This is a genomic window from Novosphingobium sp. BL-S-21, from assembly GCF_055521655.1.
Window position 1 is genome coordinate 2278719 of record NZ_CM145496.1, and the last position, 25575, is coordinate 2304293.

General features: G+C 66.2%; 19 protein-coding genes. 11 read left to right on the forward strand and 8 right to left on the reverse strand.

The annotated features are described in order from the left end of the window. Positions 1–9: 9 nt before the first annotated feature. The 4 genes from ACZ1J6_RS19320 to ACZ1J6_RS19335 form a co-directional block, all read right to left on the reverse strand. Positions 10–1272, reverse strand: coding sequence for an MFS transporter (locus ACZ1J6_RS19320; protein WP_465127807.1), 1263 nt, complete (start codon positions 1270–1272; stop codon positions 10–12). After that, the gene (locus tag ACZ1J6_RS19325; RefSeq protein ID WP_465127808.1) at positions 1269–3560 is read right to left on the reverse strand and encodes an alginate lyase family protein; all 2292 of its coding nucleotides are present in this window, start codon (positions 3558–3560) and stop codon (positions 1269–1271) included. The genes ACZ1J6_RS19320 and ACZ1J6_RS19325 overlap by 4 nt, the downstream gene beginning before the upstream one ends. Next, positions 3557–5779 carry a polysaccharide lyase 6 family protein gene (locus ACZ1J6_RS19330; protein ID WP_465127809.1) on the reverse strand — a complete coding sequence of 741 codons (2223 nt, stop codon included), beginning with the start codon at positions 5777–5779 and terminating at the stop codon, positions 3557–3559. The genes ACZ1J6_RS19325 and ACZ1J6_RS19330 overlap by 4 nt, the downstream gene beginning before the upstream one ends. 189 nt (positions 5780–5968) lie before the next feature. Beyond that, positions 5969–8770 carry a TonB-dependent receptor gene (locus tag ACZ1J6_RS19335; protein ID WP_465127810.1) on the reverse strand — a complete coding sequence of 934 codons (2802 nt, stop codon included), beginning with the start codon at positions 8768–8770 and terminating at the stop codon, positions 5969–5971. Between the two features lie 378 nt (positions 8771–9148). On the opposite strand from ACZ1J6_RS19335, the gene ACZ1J6_RS19340 reads away from it, so the two are divergent. Further along, positions 9149–9808, forward strand: a complete 660-nt coding sequence (locus ACZ1J6_RS19340) for a peroxiredoxin (protein WP_465127811.1) — start codon at positions 9149–9151, stop codon at positions 9806–9808. 1 nt (position 9809) lies between these two features. After that, a complete protein-coding gene (locus ACZ1J6_RS19345) occupies positions 9810–10229 on the forward strand; it encodes an ArsR/SmtB family transcription factor (RefSeq protein ID WP_465127812.1) in 420 nt (139 codons plus the stop codon). 5 nt (positions 10230–10234) lie between these two features. Here ACZ1J6_RS19345 and ACZ1J6_RS19350 read toward each other — a convergent pair whose 3' ends face one another. Further along, positions 10235–11845 (reverse strand): amino acid ABC transporter ATP-binding/permease protein, encoded by a 1611-nt coding sequence (locus ACZ1J6_RS19350; RefSeq protein ID WP_465127813.1) that lies wholly within the window; start codon positions 11843–11845, stop codon positions 10235–10237. Next, a complete protein-coding gene (locus ACZ1J6_RS19355; protein ID WP_465128279.1) occupies positions 11842–13293 on the reverse strand; it encodes an ABC transporter ATP-binding protein/permease in 1452 nt (483 codons plus the stop codon). The genes ACZ1J6_RS19350 and ACZ1J6_RS19355 overlap by 4 nt, the downstream gene beginning before the upstream one ends. Positions 13294–13584: 291 nt before the next feature. Here ACZ1J6_RS19355 and ACZ1J6_RS19360 point away from each other — a divergent pair, with 291 nt between their 5' ends. The 3 genes from ACZ1J6_RS19360 to cydX are packed head-to-tail and all read left to right on the forward strand — an operon-like array spanning position 13585 to position 16469. Beyond that, positions 13585–15180 carry a cytochrome ubiquinol oxidase subunit I gene (locus tag ACZ1J6_RS19360; RefSeq protein WP_208324835.1) on the forward strand — a complete coding sequence of 532 codons (1596 nt, stop codon included), beginning with the start codon at positions 13585–13587 and terminating at the stop codon, positions 15178–15180. Between the two features lie 13 nt (positions 15181–15193). Then, positions 15194–16342: a cytochrome d ubiquinol oxidase subunit II gene (cydB, locus tag ACZ1J6_RS19365; RefSeq protein WP_465127814.1), complete on the forward strand. Its 1149-nt coding sequence runs from the start codon at positions 15194–15196 to the stop codon at positions 16340–16342. Positions 16343–16352: 10 nt separating this feature from the next. Further along, positions 16353–16469 (forward strand): cytochrome bd-I oxidase subunit CydX, encoded by a 117-nt coding sequence (gene cydX, locus ACZ1J6_RS19370; protein WP_313435557.1) that lies wholly within the window; start codon positions 16353–16355, stop codon positions 16467–16469. 73 nt (positions 16470–16542) lie between these two features. Here cydX and ACZ1J6_RS19375 read toward each other — a convergent pair whose 3' ends face one another. After that, complete coding sequence (locus ACZ1J6_RS19375; protein ID WP_465128280.1) at positions 16543–17994, reverse strand: NAD-dependent succinate-semialdehyde dehydrogenase; 1452 nt, start codon at positions 17992–17994, stop codon at positions 16543–16545. Between the two features lie 238 nt (positions 17995–18232). Here ACZ1J6_RS19375 and ACZ1J6_RS19380 point away from each other — a divergent pair, with 238 nt between their 5' ends. The 6 genes from ACZ1J6_RS19380 (at position 18233) to ACZ1J6_RS19405 (ending at position 25035) form a co-directional block, all read left to right on the forward strand. Further along, the gene (locus ACZ1J6_RS19380) at positions 18233–19657 is read left to right on the forward strand and encodes an aldehyde dehydrogenase family protein (RefSeq protein ID WP_465127815.1); all 1425 of its coding nucleotides are present in this window, start codon (positions 18233–18235) and stop codon (positions 19655–19657) included. A 13-nt stretch (positions 19658–19670) separates the two neighbouring features. After that, positions 19671–20471: an SDR family NAD(P)-dependent oxidoreductase gene (locus tag ACZ1J6_RS19385; protein WP_465127816.1), complete on the forward strand. Its 801-nt coding sequence runs from the start codon at positions 19671–19673 to the stop codon at positions 20469–20471. A 2-nt stretch (positions 20472–20473) separates the two neighbouring features. Further along, positions 20474–21796 carry a cytochrome P450 gene (locus ACZ1J6_RS19390; protein ID WP_465127817.1) on the forward strand — a complete coding sequence of 441 codons (1323 nt, stop codon included), beginning with the start codon at positions 20474–20476 and terminating at the stop codon, positions 21794–21796. Beyond that, on the forward strand, positions 21793–22827 hold the full coding sequence (locus ACZ1J6_RS19395) for an NADP-dependent oxidoreductase (protein ID WP_465127818.1): 1035 nt from the start codon (positions 21793–21795) through the stop codon (positions 22825–22827). The genes ACZ1J6_RS19390 and ACZ1J6_RS19395 overlap by 4 nt, the downstream gene beginning before the upstream one ends. Positions 22828–22860: 33 nt before the next feature. Next, positions 22861–23898, forward strand: coding sequence for a DUF2889 domain-containing protein (locus ACZ1J6_RS19400; protein WP_465127819.1), 1038 nt, complete (start codon positions 22861–22863; stop codon positions 23896–23898). A 132-nt stretch (positions 23899–24030) separates the two neighbouring features. Further along, entirely contained in the window at positions 24031–25035 is a 1005-nt protein-coding gene (locus ACZ1J6_RS19405; RefSeq protein WP_465127820.1) for an LLM class flavin-dependent oxidoreductase, read from the forward strand. A 44-nt stretch (positions 25036–25079) separates the two neighbouring features. Here ACZ1J6_RS19405 and ACZ1J6_RS19410 read toward each other — a convergent pair whose 3' ends face one another. Beyond that, a complete protein-coding gene (locus ACZ1J6_RS19410; RefSeq protein ID WP_132267969.1) occupies positions 25080–25532 on the reverse strand; it encodes a MaoC family dehydratase in 453 nt (150 codons plus the stop codon). Between the last annotated feature and the right edge of the window lie 43 nt (positions 25533–25575).

The window sequence follows — 25575 nt, forward strand, 5'->3', positions numbered from 1 at the left end:
TTGCCCTTGTTATCTGTTGGGGGAGGAGAGAGGCGCGATCCGGCCGCCGAGCAGCCAGATGCAGAGAAGCGATGCCGGCACCAGTGCGGCGGCCAGCGCGAAGATGGGGGCATAGCTCGCCTTGGTCATGGCCGGCACGAGCCAGGTAGTGACGAGGGTTCCGGCGACGGCCGCAGTGCCGCCCAGGCCGGCGAGCGAGCCGACGGTACCGCCCGCGAAGTAGTCCGCCGGCAGGGTCTGGATATTGTTGATCGCCATCTGGAAGCCGAACAGGATCACGGCGATCAGCAGCACGGCATAGAGGGGGCTGCCCGCATGCATGGTCAGCAGCAGGGGTGGCAACATGATCGCGCAGCCCAGGGTGATGGCAGTCTTGCGCGCGAAGTTCACCGTCTTGCCGCGGGCGATCAGCGCGCCCGATAGCCAACCGCCGATCAGGCTGCCCGCCATGGCGCCGACGAAAGGCACCCAGGCGAAGAGGCCGATCTGCTGGACATCGAAGCCGAACGTCTCGGCCAGGTAGATCGGCAGCCAGGAAACGAACAGCCACCAGACGGGATCGAGGAAGAAGCGGCTGAGGATGATGGCCCAGCTCTGGCGATGGCGCAGCATCTCGGTCCAGCCTGGCGCATAGCCATCGGCCTTGCGGCTCTGCGCTTCGGCGGTGCCGAGGATGTGGTTGCGCTCGCCCGGAGTGAGCCAGGGGTTGGTCTCGGGATCCGCGCGGTAGAGGAACAGCCAGGGCACCAGCCAGAGGAATCCCAGCACGCCGATGAACAGGAAGGTCATGCGCCAGCCGAAGGCGGTGAACAGCAGCGCCACCAGCGGGGCCGAAACGATGGCGCCGAGCGATGCGCCGGCGTTGAAGATGCCTTGCGCCAGCGCGCGTTCTTTTTGGGGGAACCACAAGGCATTCGCCTTGGCCGCGCCGGGCCAGTTGCCTGCCTCGCTCACGCCCAGGGTCACGCGCAGCACGGCCAGGATGCCGAGCGAGCGGACCACCGAGTGCAGCCCGATCGACAGCGACCAGAACAGGATCGAGACGGCAAAGCCCAGCCGGGTGCCGATTACGTCGAAAATCCTGCCGAAGACCGACTGGCCGAAAGCATAGGCCAGCATGAACACGGTCACCAGTAGCGCGTAATCGGACTTGTCGGCGCCGATCTCCTTGGAGACGGCGGGCCACATCACGGCCAGCGCATTGCGGTCGATGTAATTGATGACCGTGGCCAGCCCGATCAGGCTGATGACCATCCAGCGCAGGTTCTTCACCGGGATGCCTCCTGCGTCATGTCGAAGCGGCCGACCGGGCCCGCCCAGGTCTGGGACCTGCCGCCGATCTGGAGCGTGTGGTTCTTGGCGGGATCGGTGTCGTCGGCGATCGCCAGCACCAGGCTGCCGCCCTTGCGGAAGGTGATCGTCACGAGGTCGAAGTCGCCCTTTCGCTCATGGGTGAGCGCTTGCACGGCACTGTCGCTGCCGATGGTCGTTTCGGCGGAGGCGTCATACCGGCCGTGGGGCTCCAGCAGGCTGACGAAGGCCGCATCGGTGGCGCCGTCCAGCCGCTGGAGAATGAAGGGTTCGCGCCGCAAGTTGAAGCGCGGGTCGTTGGCGCCGCTTTCGCCCAGGATCATCGTTACGCCGGGCGTGGCGACGCGATAGCTGTAGAAGCGCCCGTCCTCGATCCAGGTGACGACATTCCCCGATGCGTGCCCGTTCCGCGCTTGCGATGCCGGGTTCGGCTGGCTGGTGGCATCCACCCAGAGGTGCTGGTAGCCGTTCGCCTTGCCCAGCACCGGCCGGGCCGCGACGTTCGACTGAAGCGGGAAGTTCGTGTCGATCAGCTGGCCGGTATAGTGCAGCGGCAGGTCGTAGCGAGCGGGCTTGCCGCCGTTCACCTTCAGCAGGTCGACGATTATCGGGCTCTTGAGCCCATCCACTTTTACCTGGAGCAGCGCGCGGCGGAAGGTGACGCCGGGATAGGCATCCGTCATCTCGGCTATCGAAGCGCGGGTCTGGCCGTCGGCCGAGAAGTAGAGCTGGCGCGGTGAGAGGGTCTCCCCGCGCTTCCAGTCGCCGCCAAAGTGGCTGGTTTCATCCACCACCAGGGTGTTGTGAGCGACCGTCTGCTTGGCCCAGGTCTCGTTTTCGGGAAGATAGCGGCCGCCGTCCTTGGCCTCGATATTGAGGAAGCGCGCGGCGCCGTAATCCGTGACGATAGGCTGGCCGTTGTCGTATAGGATCCAGTTCAGCTTGTCGAAATGGCCGTGGCCCATGCCTTGCGCGGTGTTCTTGACGGCCAGCAACTGGTCCTTGCTGCCCGGGCCATCGCGCAGGACGGCGATCCCGCCATGGTCGCCGGCCGGTCCATCGCGCAGCAGCATCGAGGCGAAAGGGAAGGGCTTGGCCTTGCCCGCGGCCAGGTCCCGCGCAACTTCCAGGCCCTGCGGGGTGAGCACGGTGCGGTCCTGCCACCGTGCGATCGAAAGCAGCGCCGGGTCGTGGGTTTTGCCGTATCCGATGGCCACGGCCTGGTAGAGTTCCTCGGTCTTGAGGCTCTTGTCGGGCATGGCATCGTTGAAGGGCAGGAAATAGCCGTCAGACGTGAGCTGGATCGCGGTGCGGATCGCCTTCAGCACGATGCCGTCGCGATATTCGAAGATGCGGCGCTGCGGTTCGTTGGCGTCGACGGCGGCCGCGAAGATCACGAAGGGCTGGAGCGCGTAACGCTGGTAGTAGGGTCCTTCGGCATAATAGCCGTCTGGCGAGAACAGCAGGTCGAGTTGGCGCAGGAAGCCCGCCTTGCCGCTCTTGTCGAGGCCCTTCAGCGCCTGCTCCACGAGATTGGGATCGCGCAGGACATAGCCCGTCATGCCGACGCCGGCATTGGCCCAGGTGGCGTGGTTGTGAATGCGGTCGAAGACCTTGGGCGATCCGGTCGAGAGGAACTCGGCCATCTTGCGGAAGACCTGATCGTCGATGGTCTTGCGATCCCGAGGGGTGAGTGCATCGCGCACCGCGTCGTAGCCCTGAATGCCGTAGACCAGCCAGACGCTGTCGTTGAGGCTTTGCCAGAACAGGCGTCCCGCCGCTTCGTTCTTGGCGGCCGGGTGCGGGCCGAGCGTGGGGTAGAGCTTGGCATAGGCAAGCAGAAGGTCGCGCGCAAAGTCGGCATAGTGGCGATCGCCGGTGACGCGATAGAGCAGGCCGGCGCCGTAGAGCGCGGTGTAGTTGCGCTTGTGCTGTTCGTGACTGGCGCCGCCGCCCGCGTCCCTGGGCACGGGTACGTTGACCCCCGCATGGATCGCGGCGTCGACATCCTTGCGCACCCGCGCAAGTTCCGCCGCGAACAGCGGATAGCGCTGGGCCTCTGCGCCGAGGCCGGAGAGCACCGCGGCATTCATCAAGACCGGATGGGCATCGTCCGCCTTGACCGGGGACGCCGGAGCGGCGCTGGACGGGGCGGCGAAGACGGGAACCGGCGTCAGCGCAAGCAGCGCTGTGCCGAGAAGGAGAGGTCCGAGAGCGAAGGGCCTGGGAAGGAGGGGCCTGGCGATCATGATGCGTCTCCGCCGATACTGTTGCCGGAGACCAGGACGCGCGGCGAACCTTGCGGGTAGAGCTTGGTCACGGTCGGCTCCGGGGTCTGGATGAAGTGGTTGTCGATGATCCGGGTTTCCGGTGTGCCGACACTGTTGGCCACGGCGATCCTGCCGCTGCTGCGGAAGGTATTGCCCTCGATGAGGATCGACTGCACGCCGGACAGGCCGAGCATAACCGGGCCGCTCTGCACGACCGTGTTGCCGCGCAGGATCAGCTCGGGGCCGAACGTGCTCTCGTCGGTGCCCGCGCGCAGGATCTGGGCCAGGCTGCCGATTTTTTCGAAACGGGAATCGGCGATGGCGATGCGCTCGGCGGCATAGCGGCCCTTGCCTTCCGTCTCGGCCGCAGCTGCGAGCACCGCGCCTGAAAGGCCGTTCACTGCGGCCTTCGTGATGGCGATCCGGTCGGCGAAAGTGCCGGGCGTGGTGGCGATCAGGTCGAAGGCCGGGGCGCTGTCGAGGCGGGAGAAGGCTGTACCGTCGATTTCCAGCGCATAGTTGGCGACGGTCGACAGGGCGGAGGTGCGGATGACGGCATTGCCGCTCTGGCGCGGGGCCTTGTCGCCGGTGATGCTCAGGCCTTCCAGGCGCAGCGCTGCGCCTTCTTCCAGTTGAAAGAGCGTGGGAGCGGAGAAGGCGATATCGGCATCCCTGGGGCCGGAGACCGTCAGCGGCACGGAGATGCGCAGCGGCGTTTCGGCGGTGTAGTGGCCGGCCGCCAGTTTCAGCGTGTCGCCCGGCCTCGCAGAGGCCACGGCGGCTTCGAGACCGCCGGCCTTTACCGGAACGGCGCGGCCCGACCCGAATGCGGCGATGCCGGTCGCCTTCGGATACCAGGCCGGGCCGACCTCCGCGAGCATGACCGGCCTGAGGTCGCGCGGCGCACCCAGTGCGGCAAGAGCCGGGTCGGTGGGATAGAGCAGCCCGTTCGCCGCGCGCTTCGTCGCGATCCCGGTCTTCCGCAGGCCGGAAGGGATCGCGCCCGGCACTTCGCCATCGGTCACGTTATCCGTGAACGTGACGCCCACCATGTCGGCTTCGATCCGGAAGGGCTTGCCGTCCTGTGCGGTGATCAGGTTGTTCGTGAGCCGGCTGCCGGTCGGCGCCGCCGTGCGCTCGGCATCGGCGCCTGCTCCCAGCGTCACCCGGGCGACCTCGAACATCGAATTGTTGGCGATCTCCGCCCCGGAGACCGCGTGGTAACGGTTGATCGCCGACCCCGGAACGCCGTTCATCACCGCCAGCGCACTGGTGAAATCGGTTCCCGCGAGCCCTTCCATGTAGTTGCCCCGCACGATCTGGCCCTCGTTGATCACGCGCACCCCGCCGGTATGGGGCTTGGCCTTGCCGAGGAAGACGTTGCGCTCGACACGGTTGCCATTGCCGTGTCGCAGCACGATCGCGCCCTGCGATTCCAGGATCAGGTTGCCGCGCACGACGTTCGCGCCGGACTTCACCGAGACGATCTCCACCTCGCCGTCGCAGCGATCGAAGACGTTGGCCTCCACCAGGTTGGCGGAATCGGACAGCGATTCGTCGCTGGTGCCGAGGCGGATGGTCTCGCCCCCGTTGGAGCCGAGCGGTGGGCGCGGGCCGAAGTAGTTGTGGTCGATCCGGTGGCGGTTGGCTTCCGGCTGGCCCTTGGGGCGGATCACTGCGAGCGTGACGCCCAGATTGCCTTTGCCGGCAAACCAGCTGTGATCGACGCGATTGTCGCTGCCATAGATCGAGACCCAGCGGTCTTCGGTACGGCGGTCGGCCTTGTTGTAGCGATCGATCACCACTTCGGTGAGCCGCGAATGGCGGGCGTAGCTGCGCGGGTCGCGTCGAAAACTGATGACCTCGGCGCCCGGCGCACTGCCGTCCCGGAAGACGAGGCCGGAGACGAGCAGGTGGCTTCCTGCCATGCGCAGGCTGGAGGCGCCGGTCAGGATGACCTTGCCCTTGGTCTGCACGGTAAGCTTGATCGGCTGCTTGGCGGTACCCTGGCCTTCCAGCAGGATCGGGAAGTCCTTCCACTCGCCCTCCGCAAGCCGGATGACATCGCCGGCCTTCACCGCGCCGGCCGCTGCCCGATACTCTGCCTGGTCGTGCACTAGGTAATCGCGGGCCAGCGCCGAGGCAGGCGCCGCGGCGAGAAGCAGGCCGCTGAAGGCGAGTGTGGTAGATCGTGCCATCAGGCTGCTCTCTTCCAGTTCAGACCGGCCCTTAAGGAGCCCCTTGAAATTGGCATAATGCCGCTCGGCAAATTGGGCAACCATTGTTCAGACCAAATCTCATGACAAATCGACAGGTTTGGTTTGAACAAGGCTGCTTCCTTCTGTGGAGGGCGCAGCTTGGCTATGCTCCCGCGCGGTTTCCCGAGATCAGCGCAGACGCAGGCGCAGGCTGAGGAAATATTGCGGGCCGTAGTATTCCACGTTCCGCGTGCTGCCGATGACCGGCATGTATTCGACCCGCGGCTCGTTGAAGATATTGAGGGCCTGGAAGCGGATGTCGGCGGCCTTGTTGATCGCGTAGCGCACGTTGACGTCGAACGTGTCGTTGCCCTTCACGTAGCGCAGTTGGGTGTTGTCGCTGGTGAAGGCCTGGTAGTAGCGCGAGCGGTAGCGATAGATGCCCTGGATCGAGAACTTGCCGATCTCGTAGAAAGCCTGCGCCGAGAAGACGTGCTTGGAATAGCCGCTGAGGCTGGCGGCCGGGATCAGGCCAGGCGTGACGTCTCCGGTCGCGCTGTCGATCACGTCGCCATAGCGGATGTCCTGGGTCTTGAAGTTGGTCCAGGCGTAGTTGTAGCTCAGCTTGGCGCCCAGCCCATCAAGCGGGTGGGGCAGCCAGGTGAACTGGTTGCTGGCCGTCAGTTCGAGGCCGTACAGGTCGCTCTGCTCGTCGCTGTTGATGGTCTGGGTGACGGGTACCGAATAGCTGGTGCCACCGATGGTGAAGTCCTCGTCCTCCTCGATCGGGATGCGTCCGCCGGTGAAGCGCTTGTAATAGACCGCCGCGGCCAGCAGCGTGTCCTTGTTCGCGTAGTATTCGAGGCTGAGGTCCGCGTTCCACGACATCGTCGGCTTCAGGGCGGGGCTGCCGGTGGCGATGATGGTATTGATGGCGTCCGTTACCGAGGTGAAGCCGGTGCCGGTCTCCAGCGTGATCTGCCGGCCGGCGCCAAGCGCGCTGGGCGCCGGGCGCGACATGGCGCGGTAGAGCCCGGTGCGCAGGCGCGCCTTGTCCGAAATGTCGAAGATCGCATTGAGGCTGGGCAGCCAGCGCATCGAGCTGGAGCCGATCTTCGTCTCGGTGAAGTCGCCGTTTTCCCGCAGCGAGATCGAGCCGTCGGCATTGTTGATGACGTCGAGTCCGCTGCGCAGGCCGCGCGCGGTGACGCGGGTGTGCACGCCGCGTAAGCCGAAGTTGCCCCGCACCGGTATGCCGCCGAGGTCGCCCGAGTAGGTCGCCATGACGTAGCCGGCGAGGGTCTTTTCGGTGACGTCCGAGTTTTCGACCGCCCGCAAGTCGCCGGTGTTGCCCGGGTCTTCGGTGCCAAGATAATTGCGGAACTGGCAGAGCACGTCGAAAGTGGCGAAATTGGTGATCGCGCCGGCGGGGCCATCCGCGAAGAAATTCTTCTGCGCAAATGGCGTTCGGCAGGCGAGGTTGACGTCGCGGTCCACCGCCGGGTCGGTCTGGTCGATATTGACGTCGTTGCTGTAGCCGAAGAACGTGCGCTGCGACCAGCGGCCGCCGATCGCCACTTCCTCAAGGAAACCGTCCATTTTGTACCGCCCGTCGAGGCGAGCGGAATAGATCTCGTCGTCACGGCCGTCCTGCGAGCGGGTGAGGCGGGCATCGTCGCTGAAGAGGTCGGCATTGGTCGGGTCGAAGCGCTGGTCGAATGTGAAGACCGGCAGGAAGCTCTGGCTCAGGTCGACGTGGTAGGGGATGCGCTGGTTGTTGATCGCGGTGCGCTGCCCGTAGATGTCGAAGGGATCGGTGCGCAGGCGAACCTGACGGGTGATGTCCACCCGCTTGGTATGGGAATAGCCCGCATCGGCGCTAAGCGTCAGGCGATCGGTTGCTTCCCAGGCCAGGTTGCCGCCGAGCCCGAGGTATTTCTCGTCGCGCTGGAACAAGCCGGAAACCGATTGCATCGTCGCCGAGCCATCGGCAGCGAGCAACTGGTGGTTATCGCCGATGACGACGTTGTGAAGATTGTAGCGGCCTTCCGCCGTACCGAAATCGTGGCGCTCCTCGCTATATTGACGGCGCGAGTACTGAACGTCGAAATTGATGTCGAGCGTGGGGCTGGGTTTCCACTGCAGGGCTCCGAACAGCGCGTTACGCAAGTCCGAGGTGGTCATCTGTCGGAAGGCATAGGAATTCGAGGCGTGGTAGAAAGGCGTGCCGGAGTTGCCTTGTTCTCGGCTCACTTCGGTGCAATTGCCGGTGGAGACGATTGCGGCGTTGCAGGTGAACCAGGTCGAGCTGGTGTAGAAGCGCTCTACCGGATCGCTTACCTTGTTGCGCTGGAAGCCGAGGGAAATCCCCACGTCGCCCAGAGCGCCGAGATTGAATTGGTCTATATAACTGGCCGTAACTCGATAGCCATAGGGGCTCTCTCCGTCGATCCGGTCCTGATAGGGGTTCATGTTCCCCTTGATCTCGGCCTGGATCTGGCGCCGCTTGTGATCGAGCGGCTTGCGGGTTTCCAACTCGATCAGGCCGGCCACGCCGCCTTCGATGAGATCGGCCTGCTGGGTCTTGTAGATCTTGATCGCATTGAAGAGTTCGGCGGGAAACTGCCCGAAATTGACCGCGCGGTCACCCGAGCCATTGGTGGCTTCGCGCCCGTTGAAGGTGGTCATGCTCAGGCCTGAGCCCAGGCCGCGGATCGAGACTTCGGTAGGGCCGTAATTGGCGCGGTCGATGGAGGCGCCGGTTATCGTGGCGATCACCTCGCCCACCGACTGGCCAGGAAGTTCGCCGATTTCCTTCGATGAGATGGCATCGACGATCGCATCCGCGCTGCGCTTGGTCTCGATCGAATTCTGCATCGTCTCGCGCACGCCGGTGACGAGGATGTCCCCGGACGCGGGCTCCTGCGCAGGAGGCGGCGCGGCGCCAGCTTGCGCAACCTGCCCGAATGCCGGCCCGGCCGCACATGCCATCAAAGAGCCACCAACGAGAAGTGTTGCTCGCAAGCGTGTAAAACCAACGCCAGCCGATTGCTGCCCCATAGCCACTCAGACTCTCCTCGCCTTTTTTATATACCGCCTACTTGGTCCGATGTCGGCTTATCTGTCAACCAATATATTCATACCAATCGTACTGTCACAACAGGCATGAATTCAGGGCCAGTCGGCTGGGTGTGGTCCGGACGGATACGGGGTTTCAGGAAAAGGATGGGAGATGGCGCCTTTACCGGGGGTGCATCGGGGTCTGAAAAAGAAATATCAGACCGGGAATGGCCGTGGCATTTCCGATATGCAGGCAGCGCTTGCAGCGTTCACTTTACCGTAGCGGGCAAATCTGTAACTGATGGCCCCATGACAGGCCAATTGGACGACATCAGGCGCGAGAGCGCTATCCTGCCGCTCCAGATTGGCGATCAGGCGCCGCGGTTTCTGGCGCGGAGTACTTTGGGGTCTTTCGATCTCGACGACTATCGGGGGGGCTGGTTGGTCCTGTTTTCCCATCCGGCGGATTTCACGCCGGTCTGCACGAGCGAGGTCATTGCTCTGGCGCGGGCGGCGGATGAGTTTGCGGGGTTGGGGTGCCGGCTGGTCGGGCTCTCGGTGGACAGTCTCTATTCGCATCTCGCGTGGATAAGGCTGATTCGCGATGCGACCGGGGTGACCGTTTCCTTTCCCATCATCGAGGACCCGACGATGGAGATCGCGCGGGGCTATGGCATGGTCGGCAGCGATGCGCGGGATAGCGGCACGGTGCGGATGACCTATTTCATCGATCCCGAGGGCGTGATCCAGGCGACCAGCGCTTATCCGCTCACGGTCGGGCGCTCGATTCCCGAGATGTTGCGGGTGCTGAAAGCGCTTCAGGCGGTGCGGGCGCAGGCCGGGCTGGCGCCGGCGGACTGGCAGCCGGGCGCGCCGCTGCTGCGGCTGCCGGGCGAAACGGCCGAGGCGGCGCTGGGGTCGGACGATGCGGCTGGATGGTTCCATGCGCCGCTTGGCGACGGAGCCTGAGATGATGGACCCGGATATCGCCGCCGAACTCGACGGGACGGCGGAATTGCTTCGTGCGCTTGCCCATCCGGTGCGGCTGCAGATCCTCCATGCCGTGAGGGCCGGGCCACTGGCAGTCGGCGAGATCGAGGAGGCGACCGGCATCGGCCAGCCAGGCCTGTCGCAGCAGCTCTCGATCCTCCGCAAGGCGGAGCTGGTGCGTTCGAAGCGGAGCGGGAAGCAGGTTTTCTATCAGGTCGATGGCGAGCGGATGGCCGAAGTGGCCGAGGCGCTCGCGGCCTTGAGCGGTACGGGTGCAGGGGAGGCCGCGTCTCGGCACGCCTCCACGGCAGCAGCCGCGCTGGGCGCAGCAGGCGGCACGAGGGGCGCCGGCCCGACGCCGCCGGGCGGCGCGGCCCGATTCGCACGCGTGTTTCGCTGAGCGGATCAGGCCAGGTCGGTCACGTCGATCGTTTCGCTGCATAGCGTCAGCGGCGCCTTGCGGTGAGAGACCAGCACCAGGCCGGTGCCGGTGCGATCCAGCCAGCGGCGCAAGCTTTCCACCAGGGCCGCTTCCGTGGCCGCGTCCAGACCTTCGCTCGGCTCATCCAGGAGCAGCCAGGGCCGCTCGGCCAGCAAAGCGCGGGCCAGCGAGAGGCGCTTGCGTTCGCCGCCCGACAGCACGCCGCCGCCCTCGGAGACGGGCGTGTCGAGCCCCGCTTCGCTGCGCGCGATTCGCTGGTCGAGCTGGGCGACCTGCAGCGCTTCCCACATTTGCGCCTCGGTCACGCCGGATCGGGCAAGCCGCAAGTTGTCCGCGACGGTGCCGATCAGCATGGGCGCGTCCTGGGGAGACAGCGCGAACTGGCTGTTCAGGCGCCATGCCGGAAGCGAGGCGAGCGGCGTCGCGTCCATGCTCAGATCCGCGACGGGTTGCTGCATGCCCGCAAGGGCCAGCAGCACGCGGGTCTTGCCCGAGCCCGAGGGCCCCGTGATCGCAAGACGGGCGCCGGTCGGGACGTGGCGAGTGCCGAAAGCCAGGGGCGCGGCTGCGGCGGAGACGGGCTCCTGAAGAGCGGCGTCGAGGGCATTGAGCGAGGCGATGCGGCGCAGCCCGGCCTCCAGCGCGGCGCGGCGCAGCAAGCTGCGCGAAAGGCCGCCCATGGCTTCGACCGCCGATGCCGTCGCCAGCATGGCCAGGGCGACCATCGGCGCCGATTCGCGGGCGAGCAACAGAACTCCGGCGACACAAAGGCCGCCGTAGATGGAGAGCAGGGCGCCTTGCAGCGCCTCGGCACGGAACAGGTCGGCGCGGGCCTTGTCGAAGGCGCTGGCGGACGGCTCCAGTTGGGCGATGGCTTGATCGGCCAGGCCATAGGCGGCGATTTCCGCGCGCGCGCTGGCCAGTTCGACATAGCCCTTGCGCAAATCCCCCAGCGCGGCGGCGGCTTCTTCGGCCGGCGCGCGGGTGAGGCGCTCGGAAATGCGGCGGAACAGGAAGGGCAGGCCGGCCATCATCGCGGCCAGGAAGAGCAGCGCGCGCCATCCGCCGAAAGCGACGAGCACCAGGCTCACCAATGCCGAGACCGCCGCGGCGTGGCGTGCGGGTTGGCGGATGACGAGGTCTTCCAGTGCCTCGACATCGTCGATCAGCCGGTTGCTGGCCTCTCCGGGCGAGGTATCGGGTGCGGTGCGGCTGTCCTGCGCCGCCAGCTTGTCGAACAGCGAGCCGCGCAAGTCCGCCATGCCTTCCAGCGCGACTTTGTGGGAAAGCAGGCGTTCGCCATAGCGGGACAAGGTGCGGACGATGGCGAGCAGGCGGATGGCCGCGCTCGGGATCAGGTAGTTGAAGCCCATGGCGGTGGCGACACCGGCCGAGCCTGCCAGCGCGGCAGCCGTGAGGAACCAGCCGGAGAGTGCCAGCAGCCCGATCGCGGCGATGGCGGCAAGGCCGGCGCAGAGGCTGGCGTAGGCCAGGCGGCGGCGGGCGAGGCCGGCGGTGGCGAGAAGCGCGGGCCGGGCGGTGGTGGGGAGCGTGGCGGCCTGGGTCGGAATCACAGCGCGATCTCCTGGCGGGCGGCGCGAATCAGCGCAGGGTCGTGGGTGGCGACGAGGATGCAGCGCTCCGCCGCGAGTTCGCGCAGCAGGGCGATGATGCCGGTGGCGGAGTCTTCGTCGAGGTCCGCGGTGGGCTCGTCGCAGAGGATGAGCGGGCGCGCGGAGAGAATCGCGCGGGCCAGGCCGATGCGCCGACGTTCGCCGCCCGAAAGGCCGGAACCCGCATGGTCGATGGGCATGGCGAGCCCGCCGCGCCGCGTGAGCACGGGGCCGAGGCCGACTCGCTGCGCGACGGCGAGAATTTCGGCTTCGGTGGCCTGGGGTGCGGCGAGCGCCAGATTGTGGCCGAGGGTGCCCGTCATCAACAGTGGGCGCTGCGCCGCCCAGGCGGCGGCGTTTCCGGCGAGCGGTGTGCCCGCGCGGCTGGAGATCCTGCCGGAAGAGGGGGCGAGCTGTCCGGCAATGGCGGCCAGGGTGCTCGTCTTGCCGCTGCCGGTGGGGCCGGACAGGGCGGCCAGGTCGCTGGATTCGAGGTCGAAATCGAGCGGGCCCACGGCAAGGCCGGGGAAGGCGAGCACGAGGCGCTCGACATGGAGGCCGTCGAATGGCGCTGGGCTGGCGTGATCGCTGACGGCGCTGCCACCGGCGGCGCCATCGGGGTCGCCATCTTGGCCATAGGTTTCAGGCTCCGCTGCGAAGGGGGCAAGGGCTTGCTCTGCCGCTTCGCCCAGCTGCTTCTCGTGATAGGCCGCGGCCAGGCGGCGCATCGGCAGGTAGAATTCCGGGGCCATCGCAAGGACGAAGAAGGCGGGGACCAGCGTCAGCTTCTCGGGCGCCGGGAAGGGCAGGAGGCCGAGCAGCGAGAAGCCGCAATAGACCGCGACCAGCGCGATCGACAGGGCCGAGAAGAACTCCAGCACCGCGTTCGAAAGGAAGGCCGTGCGCAGGACCGCAACCGTGCGGTGGGCCACTTCGCCGGTGGCGGTGCGGACTTGCCGTCCGATCCGGGCTTCCGCGCCGAAATGGCGGATCAGCGGCAGGTGAGTCACGCGGTCCACGAAAAGGCCCGAGAGCGCTCCCAGCGCCGCGAGCTGGCGCTCTGCGGCGCGGCGCGATGCGGTGCCTGCCAGGATCATGCCGAGCGTGAAAGGCACCAGGGTGCCCAGCATGATTGCCGCCGCCACCCAGCTTGCAGGGGCGACGACCAAGGCGACCACGAGGGGGCCGACTACGGCGTTGATCCTTATAGGGGAAAACCGCTGGTCCCGATTCTCGATCGCGGTGTTATGATCGAGGGCAAGGTTTGCGCTTTCGCCTGAGGAGATCAGTCTCGCCAGTCGTCCGCCCAGAAGTCTGTGCCACAGGTCGGCCCGCCTTGTGCGGCTTGCGGCCTGTGCCGACGCCACTGCGATCCGGTCGACCGTGCAGGTCGCCACCGCGCGCAACATCACCCCGCACAGGATCCATACCGCAGGCAGCGCGATCGCCGCATGGCTGGCAACCGCGCCCACGCCGCTCGCCACGCCCCACGCAAAGAGCGCGGCGCCCGCAATATCGACAAGCCAGGCTCCGGGTATCAAGGCCCGGGCAAATTTGACATAGATCAAATTAAGTAAACCATGTAAGTAAAGTTTGACAGCTTTCAGATGCAAGCCTAACGCGACCCTACGAAACCAACCAGCTTGAGGCAATTGCTTTCTCTCCGCCTCAAGCCGCTAAAAACAGCGGGATTCGACATGATCGACATGGCAGTGGTGGAACTATCGCGGCTGCAGTTCGCCTTGACGGCGCTGTACCATTTTCTCTTCGTGCCCCTGACATTGGGGCTTTCTTTCATTCTAGTAATTACCGAAAGTGTATATGTCATAACCGACCGTCCCATTTGGCGGGACGTCACGCGGTTCTGGGGCAAGCTGTTCGGAATCAACTTCGTGCTGGGCGTGGCCACCGGCCTCACCATGGAGTTCGAGTTCGGCACCAACTGGGCCTATTACTCGCACTACGTGGGGGACATTTTCGGCGCCCCGCTGGCGATCGAGGGCCTGATGGCCTTCTTCCTCGAAGCGACGTTCGTGGGCCTGATGTTCTTCGGCTGGGACCGGCTGTCCAAGCGCGGCCACTTGCTGACGACGATCATGGTCGCGGTCGGCTCGAACCTTTCGGCGCTGTGGATTCTCATCGCCAACGGCTGGATGCAGCACCCCACGGGCGCGGTATTCAATCCCGAGACGATGCGCATGGAAGTCTCGAACTTCAAGGACGTGATCTTCAACCCGGTGGCGCAGGCGAAGTTCGTCCACACCGTCAGCGCCGGCTACGTCTGCGCCAGCGTCTTCGTGCTGGGCGTGTCCTGCTTCTACCTGTTGCGCGGTCGCCATATCGAACTGGCCAAGCGCAGCTTCACGGTGGCCGCGGCCTTCGGCCTGGCGTCCTCGCTCTCGGTCGTCGTGCTGGGTGACGAGAGCGGTTACGCGCTTACCGACAACCAGCAAATGAAGCTGGCGGCGATGGAAGCCATGTGGGAAACCGACAAGGCGCCCGCCGGGCTGGCCCTGTTCGGCATCCCTTCCAACTCGGCGCACGAAACCGCTTACGAGATCAAGATCCCCTACGTTCTGGGCCTGATCGCGACGCGCAGCCTTTCGGGCGAAGTCACCGGCATCATCCCGCTGGTGGAACGCGCGGACCATCGCATCCGCACCGGCATCCTGGCCTATGACGCGGTGGAAAAGCTCAAGGTGAACCCGCGGGACCTGGTCGCGCGCGAGGCCTGGGAGCGCAACAAGAACGACCTCGGCTATGCCCTGCTGCTCAAGCGCTTCGTGGCCGATCCGCGCCTGGCGGACGATGCGACCATCGACAAGGCCGCCTGGAGCACCGTGCCCAACGTACCGGCGCTGTTCTTCATGTTCCGCATCATGGCGGGGCTGGGCTTCTTCCTGATCGTGTTCTTCGCCACCGCCTTCGCCTTTTCGGTCCGCCGCCGGTTCGACCGCAAGTGGTTCCTGCGCCTGGCCGTGATCGCCATGCCCGCGCCGTGGATCGCGATCGAAGTGGGTTGGGCCGTGGCCGAGTTCGGCCGCCAGCCCTGGGCGGTGGAAGGGGTTCTGCCCACGTTCCTGGGCGCATCCAGCCTGACGACCACCCAGATCTGGGCGACGATCTTCGGCTTCACCGCGCTCTACAGCGTCATGGCGGTGATCGAAGTGAAGCTCATGCTCTCGGCGATCCGCCACGGCCCCGACCGTTACGAGCCCTACGAAGGCGGGCCTGCGCTCGAACACGCAAGCCGGCAATCTTCGGCCAGCACTTTCACCGCCATCCCGGCCGAGTAAGACGGAGGCAACAATGTCCATTCCCTTCGACTACGAAACGATGCGGCTGATCTGGTGGGCGCTCATGGGCGTCCTGCTCATCGGCTTCGCCCTGACCGACGGTTTCGACCTCGGCTCGGCTGCCCTCCTGCCCTTCGTCGGTCGCACCGACGCCGAGCGCCGCATGGTCATCAACGCCATCGGCCCGACCTGGGAAGGCAACCAGGTGTGGTTCATCCTGGGCGGCGGAGCGATCTTCGCGGCCTGGCCTTTCGTCTATGCCGTGAGCTTCTCGGGCTTCTATCTCGCGATGTTCCTGGTGCTCTGCGCCTTCATCCTGCGCCCGGTCGGCTTCAAGTACCGGTCCAAGCGCCCCGATCCCGCCTGGCGCGCGCGCTGGGACTGGGCGCTCTTCGTCGGCGGTTTCGTGCCGGCGCTGGTCTTCGGCGTGGCGGTGGGCAATGTCCTCCAGGGCGTTCCCTTCCGGCTCGATAGCGACCTGCGCAGTTTCTACGAAGGTTCGCTGCTCGGCCTGTTCAGCCCCTTCGCGCTCCTGGCGGGCCTCGTCTCCGTGGCGATGCTGGTCCTGCACGGTGCGGGCTGGCTGACGCTCAAGCTGGAGGACGGCCCGGTTCGCGGCCGCGCCCAGCGCTATGGGCAAGTGGCGGCACTGGCGGCTTTCGTGCTTTATGCCCTCGGCGGCGTCTGGCTGGCGATGGGAGACATCGGCTACCGGGTGGCCGGCGTGGCCGAGGCGGGCGGTCCTTCCAACCCGCGCATGACCGAGACGGTCCATGCCGCCGGTGCCTGGCTGGCCAACTACGGCGCGCATCCCTGGATGATCCTGGCCCCATTGCTCGGCCTGGCCGGTCCGCTGGTGGCGCTCGTCGGCATTCGCGGGCGCAAGGACGCGGTGGTTTTCGCGGGATCCTCGATGGCGAACCTGGGCATCATCGCCTCGGTAGGCCTGTCGATGTTCCCCTTCATCCTGCCCAGCTCGATAGATGCCCGCTCCAGCCTGCTGGCCTGGAATGCCTCGTCCAGCCATACCACGCTTTTCATCATGCTGCTGGTGACCGCGGTGCTGCTGCCGATCGTCCTTGCCTACACCGCCTGGGCCTACAAGGTCATGTTCGGCCGGATCACCGAGCGGGAAGTGAACCTCAACCCCGATTTCTACTGAGGACAAGACAATGTGGTATTTTTCCTGGATCCTCGGCGTCAGCTTTGCCGTCGGCTTCGGCATCATCAACGGCGTCTGGCATGAATTCCACACCGACCCGGCCGATGAGCACACCGTGCTTGACTGACTTCAGGGCGGGCACATGAAAAAGGGCAGGGGTCCGATGGCCTCCTGCCCTTTTCGTTGTTTCAGGCTGCGTCTCAGGCCGGTTTGATACCCATGCAGAGGTACTTCACCTCCATGTAGTCATCGAGGCCGTAGTGCGAGCCTTCGCGGCCCAGGCCGGACTGCTTCACACCGCCGAACGGCGCCACTTCGGTGGAGATCAGCCCGGTGTTGATGCCCACCATGCCGGCCTCGAGCGCCTCGGCGACGCGCCAGACGCGGCTGATGTCCGATGCGTAGAAATAGCTGGCGAGGCCGAACTCGGTGTCGTTGGCCATGCGGATCGCCTCGGCCTCGTCGGTGAAGCGGATCACCCCGGCCAGCGGCCCGAAAGTCTCCTCCTTCGCCAGTTTCATGCCGGGCTTCACCCCGGCGACGACGGTGGGGTTGAAGAACGAACCGCCGCGTTCGTTGCGCTGGCCGCCGGCGAGGACTTTCGCGCCGCCGTCCACCGCATCCTTGAGGTGTTCCTCGACCTTCTCGACCGCCTTCTCGTCTATCAGCGGGCCGACTTCGGTGCCGGCATCCATGCCGTAGCCGACCTTCATTGCCGAAACGCGCTTGGCCAGCTTCTCGACGAATTCGTCATAGACGCCGTCCTGCACGTAGAACCTGTTGGTGCAGACGCAGGTCTGCCCGCCGTTGCGGAACTTGGAGATCATCGCGCCGTCGATCGCGGCATCGACATCGGCATCGTCGAACACCAGGAACGGCGCATTGCCGCCCAGTTCCATCGAGGTCTTCTTGATCGTCTCTGCACATTCGCGCAGCAGGTCGCGGCCGATCTCGGTGGAGCCGGTGAACGTCAGCTTGGCGACCTTGGGGCTGGCGGTCAGCGTGCCGCCGATCTGCCCGGCGCTGCCGGTGACGACATTGACCACGCCCGCCGGAATGCCCGCCATCTCGCAAAGCTGCGCGATGGCCAGCGCCGAGAACGGGGTGGCCGAGGCCGGCTTGATGACCACGGTGCAGCCCGCCGCCAGCGCCGGGCCGAGCTTGCGGGTAATCATCGCATTGGGGAAGTTCCAGGGCGTGATCGCCGCGACCACGCCCACGCCCTGCTTGATGCAGACGATGCGGCGATCCGGCGCATGGCCGGGGATCACGTCGCCATAGGCGCGCTTGCCCTCTTCGGCGAACCATTCGATGAAACTGGCGCCATAGGCGATCTCGCCGCGCCCTTCGGCCAGCGGCTTGCCCTGTTCGCGGGTGAGCAGTTCGCCCAGGTCGTCCTGGTGCTGAAGCATCAGTTCGAACAGCTTGCGCATCAGCTTCGCGCGCTCGCCCGCCGTCTTGGCGCGCCAGGCGGGAAGGGCTTTTTCGGCGGCATCGATGGCGCGCGAAGTCTCGTCGGCGCCCATCTTCGGCACGGTGCCCAGGGTTTCGCCGGTGCCTGGGTCGGTCACGTCCAGCGTGGCGCCGCTGTCGGCGTCGCACCATTTGCCATCGATGTAACACTGCTGCCGGAGGAAGTCGGTGAAAGCCATTTCGTGCTGATCCTCGCTCGTTGCGGCCATGCCGTGCGCATCGCCTCGCTTTGCGGGCATGAAATAGGGTCAGCCCGAAGGAGAGGCAACTGTGACAGGTGATCGGAGAGCGGGCACCGCGCCTGCGATTGACGGGAGCAGATTGCTTCGATAGTCTCATTTGCGAACATAAGTTCACAATAACGAATTAATCGGGAGAGAGTCGCTGGATCAGGCTGGCTATGTCGATGGCGCTTTCGTGGCCGGGGCGGGCGCTTCGTTCACGGTGCTCGATCCCTCGGACGAGAGCGTGGTGGCGCAGCTTTCCGGGCTGTCGGGCGCGCAAGTGGAGGCGGCGATAGCGGCGGCGCGCCGGTCTTTCGACACCGGTATGTGGCCCGGCCTTTCCATGCGCGAGCGCGGCGCGGCGATGTTGCGCTTCGCCGATGCCATGGCCGCCCGCGCGGACCGGCTGAAGGACCTTGCCGTGCGCGAAGCGGGCTGTCCGGTGTCCTCCACGGTCATGGGCGCGCAAGTCGCCTCGCCGCTGCGGATGGCGCGGGAGATCGTCGAGATGTTCCTGCGTCTGCCCGAAATCGAGGATAATGCGCTCCCGCTGCACGAACGGGTCAACGCGCACTTCGCGGTGCAGAGCGTCAAGCGCTGGTCGCCGATCGGCGTGGTGACGGCGATCTCGGCCTACAACGTGCCGTTCTACACTGCGCTCTGGAAAGTCGTCCCCGCGCTGATGGCGGGCAATACGGTGATCCTGCGGCCCAACCCGCTGACGCCGCTGTCTTCGCTGGTCTTCGCCGAAGCGGCCGAGGAAGCAGGGCTGCCCAAGGGCGTGTTCAACCTCGTGATCGAGGCGGGTGTCGAGGGCGCGCAGGCGCTGACCAGCGACCGCCGTGTGGACATGGTGAGCTTCACCGGCTCCTCCACCGTGGGCGTGGAAGTCGCGAAGCAGGCAGCGCCAACACTCAAGCGGCTGGTGCTCGAACTCGGCGGCAAGTCGGCGCAGATCTACCTGCCCGATTCGGTGGAGCGCGCGGCCATGGCGGCGCTGTCGGTCTGCACCTCGCACGCGGGGCAGGGCTGCGTGCTCGGCACCCGCGTCTTCGTGCCGCAGGAAAGCAAGGCCGAGGTGCTGGAGGCGATGGCGAAGCTGCTGGCCGGCGTGAAGATCGGCCCCGCGCACGATCTGGCGACGCAGCTTGGCCCCGTGGTCAGCGCCGCCCAGCGCGCCCGCTGCGAGCATTTCGTCGCCGCCGCCGTCGCCGGGGGAGGCCGCGTGGTCTGCGGCGGCAAGCGGCCCGAGGGGCTGGAGAAGGGCTATTTCTTCGAACCCACCGTGCTCGACCTGCCCGACAACGCCAATCCCGCCGCGCAGGAGGAGATCTTCGGTCCGGTCGTTTCGGTGATCGGCTACCGCGATCTCGATCACGCGGTGGACATGGCCAATGACAGCCGCTTCGGCCTCTCCGGCTGGGTCCACGGGAAGGACAAGGTCAAAGCGCTGGAAGTGGGCCTGAAGATCCGCAGCGGTGCGGTGAACGTCAACGGCGCGCTCGCCTCCAGCCATGCCAGCGGCGGCGGCATCAAGATGAGCGGCCTCGGCCGCGAGCGCGGCGTCGAAGGCCTGCGCGAATTCCAGATCATGACCACGCTCAATATCGGCGGGTAGGGGGAGGACCGGGATGAAAGGACTGCTCGAAGGCAAAGTCGCATTGATAACCGGGGCAGGATCGGGCGTTGGCCGCGCGGCCTGCCTGCTCTTTGCCGAACACGGCGCGAAAGTGATCGCGGCGGACGTGAATGCAGACAATGCGGCGGAAACGGCGGAGATGGTCCGCGCCCAGAACGGTGAGGCCATCGCCGCCGCGTGCGACGTTGCCGATCCCGCCTCCGTCGATGCTGCCGTGGCGGCGGGCGTCGAAGCCTACGGCCGGCTCGACTGCATCTACAACAACGCCGGCGTGACCATCAGCCCGATCCCCGGCAAGGGCTTGCGCACCCTCACCGAATGCGATGGGGAGGACATGCGCCGCGTGGCCGAAGTCAACGTGATGGGTGTGGTCCACGGCTGCCAATCCGCGATCCGCCAGTTCGAAAAGCAGGGCGGCGGCGGCGTCATCGTCTCCACCGCTTCGGTCGCCGGGCTGATCGGTTATGGCGGCGTGTTCTACGGTGCCACCAAGGGCGCGGTAGTCCAGCTTACCCGCGCGCTCGCCATCGAGGTGGCGGACAAGGGCATCCGCGTGAACGCAGTCTGCCCGGCGGGGATGCTCACCCACTATGCCGGGATGGACCCCGACAGCGAACACCGGGGCCGCATCCTCGAAGGCATGGGCCGCGTCCACCCGCTCGGCCGGGCGATCGACCCGCGCGACACCGCTTCGGCGGCGCTGTTCCTCTGTTCTGATCTCGCAAGCAACGTGACCGGCGTGAACCTTCCCGTTGACGGGGGGCTTTCGGCCGGACGCAAGGTAGGAGGCTGACCATGGCGACCTGTCCCTATTCCGGAAGCGATTCGCGCTCGAACGCGCTGGCATCGCTGCTCTCGGAAAATCCGCGCTATGCCGAGATGTTCGATGTCGACAAAGTGGACGCCAATTCCGGCGTCGATCCCAGCCGCGACTATACGGAGGATATGAACCGCCTGCGGGCGGCGGGCGCGGTGCACAAGGGCACCCTGCGCGAACTGCTCGGCGTGCCGGAAATGGTGACGATGCTCGGCGCGCCGCGAGAGAACATGACGTTCTTCTCCTATCGCGCCTGCGAGATCGGCTTTCGCGAGAACCAGCTCTATTCATCGGAAGGATATAACGAGAGCGCGGGCGTGCGGACGCTGGGCACCACGATCCTGTCGATGGTCGGCAAGCCGCACAAGCGCCTGCGCTCCGCCGCGCAGCCGCTGTTCAAGCGGCCCAAGGTGCTGGACTGGTGGAACAAGCGCTGGATCGAGGAGACGGTGGACGTCCTGCTCGATCAGCTGCTCGACCGTGAGACCGCCGATCTCAATACCGAACTTTGCGCCCGCCTGCCGATGGCCACCGTCACCCGCGCCATCGGGCTGGAGGGCGAGGACGTGATCGAGTTCCGCTACCAGCTCAACCGCGCAACCTTCGGCGCCCGATACTTGAGACCGGAGGAAGCCGCCGAGGCGCGCGCCTGGGTGGACGGCACGCTGCGCCGCTTGATCGCGGAGAACCAGCGCGAGCCGGGCGACAACCTGATCGCCGGGTTGATCGGCTGCGAGATCACGCACGAGGACGGCACCAAGCGACCGCTCACCGAGGATGAGCTGTTCGGCTACTGCAAGCTTGCGATCTTCGCGGGCGGCGGCACCACCTGGCGGCAGCTGGGCATCACCATCGACGCGCTGATGAACCACCGCCACTTCTGGGAAGCCTGTCGCGCCGACCGCAGCGTGATCGACCTCGCCGTGGAAGAGGGTCTGCGCTGGCGCGCGACCGATCCGGTGTTCATGCGGCTGTGCATGGAGGATACCGAGATGGAGGGCGTGAAAGTCCCTGCCGGAACCCGCATCCACTTGTGCCTCGGCGCCGCGAACCACGATCCCGACGTGTTCGACAAGCCGGAGGAATACGACATCTTCCGCCGCAAGGAGCATCACATGGGCTTCGGCTTCGGCCCGCACCGATGCCTCGGCATGGATGTCGCCCGGCAGGAGATGGTGGTGGCGATCAACGGCCTGCTCGATCGCTTCCCGAACATGACGCTCGATCCGGGCAAGCCGAAGCCGGAATACCGGGGGCTGGACCATCGCGGCATGTCGGCGGTGACGGTGGAACTGCGGTGAGCGGCACGATGAAGCAGGTCGTGCTGGCCAGCTACGCCAGCGGCAATCCGAAGCCCTCGGACTTCCGCGTGGAAGATGCGCCGATCCCGCAGCCGGGCGAGGGCGAGGTGCTGCTGCGAACGCTCTGGCTCGGGCTGGACCCGCTGATCCGCTTCGCCATCGACGAGAAGCGGCTTTCCGGCGTTACCCAGGTTCATCCGGGCGAGGTGATGTACGGGCCGACCGTCAGCGCGGTCGTCGCCTCCAACCATCCCGGCTACGCGGTGGGCGACCTGGTGGAGGACCGCACCGGCTGGCGCGAATATGCCGTTGTCGCGCCGGACAAGGCCGACTGGCGCGGGCCGCCGAGAAAGTTCGACCCCGCGCTGGCACCGGTTTCCACTGCGCTGGGCGCGTTGGGCATGCCGGGGCAGACCGCCCATGCCTGCGTGATCGGCATCGGCCGCGTGACGGCGGGCGAGACGGTGGTGATCTCGGCCGCAGCAGGTGCGGTGGGCAGCCTTGCCGGGCAGATCGCCCGGATTCGCGGTGCGCGAGTCGTCGGCATCGCCGGCGGGCCGGACAAGTGCCGGGGCCTGCTCGGTCTCGGCTTCGACGCAGCAGCCGACTACAAGGCGCCGGATTTCGCCGAACAGCTCGCCAAGGCGCTGCCCGAAGGCGCGGACGTCTTCATCGACAATGTCGGCGGTGACGTGATGCTGGCCGTGCTGCCCCACCTGAAACGCGGCGCGCGCATGCCGGTCTGCGGTTTCATCGCCTATTACGGCATGGGCATGGAAGGGCCGGGCCCCGACAAGCTTCCCGGTTTTTTTCGCACGATCATGTCCAAGGGGCTGGAAATCAAGGGCTTCGGGGGCTTCCTTGTCGGCGGTCAGCAGGCGCTCGACGACATCGCCGGCTGGATCGCCGAGGGCCGGATCCGCTGCCCCGAATCGGTGGTCGAGGGGTTGGAAGCTGCACCCGAAGCCTTCGCCGGGGTGTTTTCTGGCAACAGCCATCTAGGCAAGTTGCTGGTGAAGGTGTCAGGCTGACTCGCGATAACGATAAAATCGCAGGATGCCGCCATGACCATGCATATCCCTTCCGCGTCCTACCCGCCGCCGCCGCGCAAAACGGCAAACCCGGCGCCGCCGCGCCCGGCGAATTCGCTGCGCCGCACGTCTAGTATCGACGTGGCCTGGCCCGAGGGTGTCGATGGCGAGCGCCTCTTCGTTGGCCGCGCGCGCGATTTCCTCACCGGCGCGGACGGACAGGGCCGCACGCTTGCCGAGGGCGAATTCACCCTGCGGATGAGCGAGGACAAGACGATCACACGGATCGCCGCCGATCCCGCTCCCGCGGAAATCGGCCGGCTTGTCGGCGCGCGCGCGGGCGGCCACTTGCGCATGCTGCTGCGCGAGGTCGTGCCCGAACTGATCGCGCGCGCGGACCCGCTCTATCTCGTGCTCGACGACTTGTCCGGCACCGCGCTGGTCTCCGCCTTCGCGTGGGGGCAGTGGTTTCCAGAGCGCATGGAGGTGCTGCGCAAGCGGCTGAGCGGCGGGAACGAGGACGGCTCGGTGCTGGCCCAGCGTGCCAATGTCTGCTGGGGCCTGCAGGACGGCAACAGCGGCGTTACCGGGGGCGCCGCGCTGGAGAACGTCGCCGATGCCGATGCGGGTCACTTGCGCAATCCGGCGGACCCGGCGGGCTGGCACGCGTTCCTCGATCACGATGGCCCGGGCTTCCGCCGTGCTCGCCGGATCGACGTGACGCACGGCGCCGATCGCGGGACCATCCACATCGATTCCGCGTTCCAGGACAGCGCCAGGCTGCGCGAGGGCGGACGTGTCGCCATTCACGAATATAGCCTGGGCGCGACGGTGGACGCTGGCACGCTCGAAGTGATCGCCCTCGAACCGAAGGCGCACATCCTGCCGTTTCGCGAGTGTCCGGGGGCCGTGCACAACGTGGCGCGGCTGGTTGGTCGCAATCTGGGCGAGGTGCGGGAAGACGTGCTGGAGATGCTGCGCGGGCCGGAAGGCTGCACCCATCTCAACGATGCGCTGCGCGCGCTGGCCGATGTGCCGCGGCTGGTCGAGCAATTGCGCCAGCCGGCGTGAGCAGGACAAGGTGACCGGGCGCGGCGGCCGGTTCGCACGCAGACCGCCCCGGCGGTATCTCCCGCGGCGGATTTGCGGCGGGCAACCGATTGGCGCACCACCCGGGCAGGTTTGCCGCAGGGGAGTGAGGCCGTGAACAATATCCGCATCAATGTCTCGTTCGACATGCGCTCGCCGGATTGGGCGACGCCCACCTCGCAGCTCTACCGGGCCGCGATCGAGATGGCGGCTTTCGTGGACCGTATCGGCGCCGACCAGATCGGGCTGATGCAGCACCACGGGTCGGACGACGGTTATCTGCCGCAGCCTTTCACCCTGGCCGGGGGAATGGCCGCGGTCACCAGCCGGATCCGGTTCATGCTGGGCGCGGTGGTGCTGCCGCTGCACGATCCGGTGGAACTGGCCGAGCAGATCGCCATCGTGGACCAGATGTCCAACGGGCGGCTCAACGTCATTTTCGGCGCCGGCTACGTCCCGTTCGAATTCGCCATGTTCCGCAAATCGCTCAAGGACCGTGCGCGGCTGATGGACGAGGGGCTGGAGATCATCCTGCGCGCGCTGAAGGGCGAAAAGTTCGAGTTCGACGGCCGCCCGATCTTCGTTCGCCCGCTGCCGGTGCAGGCACCCGAGGACATCGTCATGGTCGGCGGGGGCGTACCTGCCTCGGCGCGGCGCGCGGCCAAATTCGGCGTGGGCTTCGGGCCGATGAAGCCGGAGCTGATCGATCTCTACCTGTCCGAATGCGAGCGGCTCGGCCATGCGCCCCGGACCTATTTCCGCCCGGTTCCGGGGATGCCGCTGGCCGTGCATCTATGCGAAGACCCGGAGGCGGGCTGGGAAGCCATTGCGCCTCACGCCGTCCACGTCATCACCGAATATGCCAAGTGGGCCGAGCAGGAGGGCGATGGTTCGAACTCGCCTTTCAAGGGCCTGACCGATCCTGCCGCGCTGCGCCATGCCGGCATGTTCGCGGCCTGGACGCCGGACCAGCTGGTGGAAAGAGTGCGGGCCCTGGGGCCGGGCGGGCAAGTCGGCTTCCAGCCTCTGCTCGGCGGATTGTCGCCGGAAGAGGGCTGGAAGAGCCTCAGGTTGCTGGAGCGGACGATGCCGCGCCTGAAGGAAGCGGTGGCGGCCTGAGCCGCCTCTGCAAAATTCGTCTACCGCGAGTTTTCAGCGGGCTTTCAGGCGTCCTTCTTTTTCAACAGCACCGAACGCAGGCAGGACAGCGCCACTTCGCCGCGCTGGTTGGTCAGCTCGTGCTTGAACACGACGATGCCCTGCGTGGGCCGCGACTTACTTTCGCGCATCTCCATGACTTCGCTCGTGCAGGTCAGCGTATCGCCGATGAAGGTCGGCTTGGGCGTCACCACTTTGTCGAAGCCGAGATTGGCGACGAGCGTGCCCACGGTGGTATCCGCGATCGACAGACCTACCGCCAGGCTGAAGGTGAAAGTCGAATTGACGAGAATCTGGCCGAATTCGCTCTTCTTTGCGAATTCCGCATCGAGGTGCAGCGGCTGCATATTGTGGGTCATCGCCGAGAACATCAGATTGTCGGTCTCGGTGACCGTACGGCTCGGCTGGTGAGTGATCCGGTCACCCACGGTCCATTCGTCGAAAAAGCGCCCCGGCACGATCCTCTCTCCTTTTCATGATGTCCGGCCGGACCGCAGCAGC

Excerpts from the sequence above, each read along its gene's own strand:
- ACZ1J6_RS19325 (WP_465127808.1), bottom strand. The coding sequence starts at position 3,560 with ATGATCGCCAGGCCCCTCCTTCCCAGGCCCTTCGCTCTCGGACCTCTC.
- ACZ1J6_RS19330 (WP_465127809.1), bottom strand. The coding sequence starts at position 5,779 with ATGGCACGATCTACCACACTCGCCTTCAGCGGCCTGCTTCTCGCCGCG.
- ACZ1J6_RS19335 (WP_465127810.1), bottom strand. The coding sequence starts at position 8,770 with ATGGCATGTGCGGCCGGGCCGGCATTCGGGCAGGTTGCGCAAGCTGGC.
- ACZ1J6_RS19340 (WP_465127811.1), top strand. The coding sequence starts at position 9,149 with ATGACAGGCCAATTGGACGACATCAGGCGCGAGAGCGCTATCCTGCCG.
- ACZ1J6_RS19345 (WP_465127812.1), top strand. The coding sequence starts at position 9,810 with ATGATGGACCCGGATATCGCCGCCGAACTCGACGGGACGGCGGAATTG.
- ACZ1J6_RS19355 (WP_465128279.1), bottom strand. The coding sequence starts at position 13,293 with ATGTTGCGCGCGGTGGCGACCTGCACGGTCGACCGGATCGCAGTGGCG.
- cydB (WP_465127814.1), top strand. The coding sequence starts at position 15,194 with ATGTCCATTCCCTTCGACTACGAAACGATGCGGCTGATCTGGTGGGCG.
- cydX (WP_313435557.1), top strand. The coding sequence starts at position 16,353 with ATGTGGTATTTTTCCTGGATCCTCGGCGTCAGCTTTGCCGTCGGCTTC.
- ACZ1J6_RS19375 (WP_465128280.1), bottom strand. The coding sequence starts at position 17,994 with ATGGCTTTCACCGACTTCCTCCGGCAGCAGTGTTACATCGATGGCAAA.
- ACZ1J6_RS19385 (WP_465127816.1), top strand. The coding sequence starts at position 19,671 with ATGAAAGGACTGCTCGAAGGCAAAGTCGCATTGATAACCGGGGCAGGA.
- ACZ1J6_RS19390 (WP_465127817.1), top strand. The coding sequence starts at position 20,474 with ATGGCGACCTGTCCCTATTCCGGAAGCGATTCGCGCTCGAACGCGCTG.
- ACZ1J6_RS19400 (WP_465127819.1), top strand. The coding sequence starts at position 22,861 with ATGACCATGCATATCCCTTCCGCGTCCTACCCGCCGCCGCCGCGCAAA.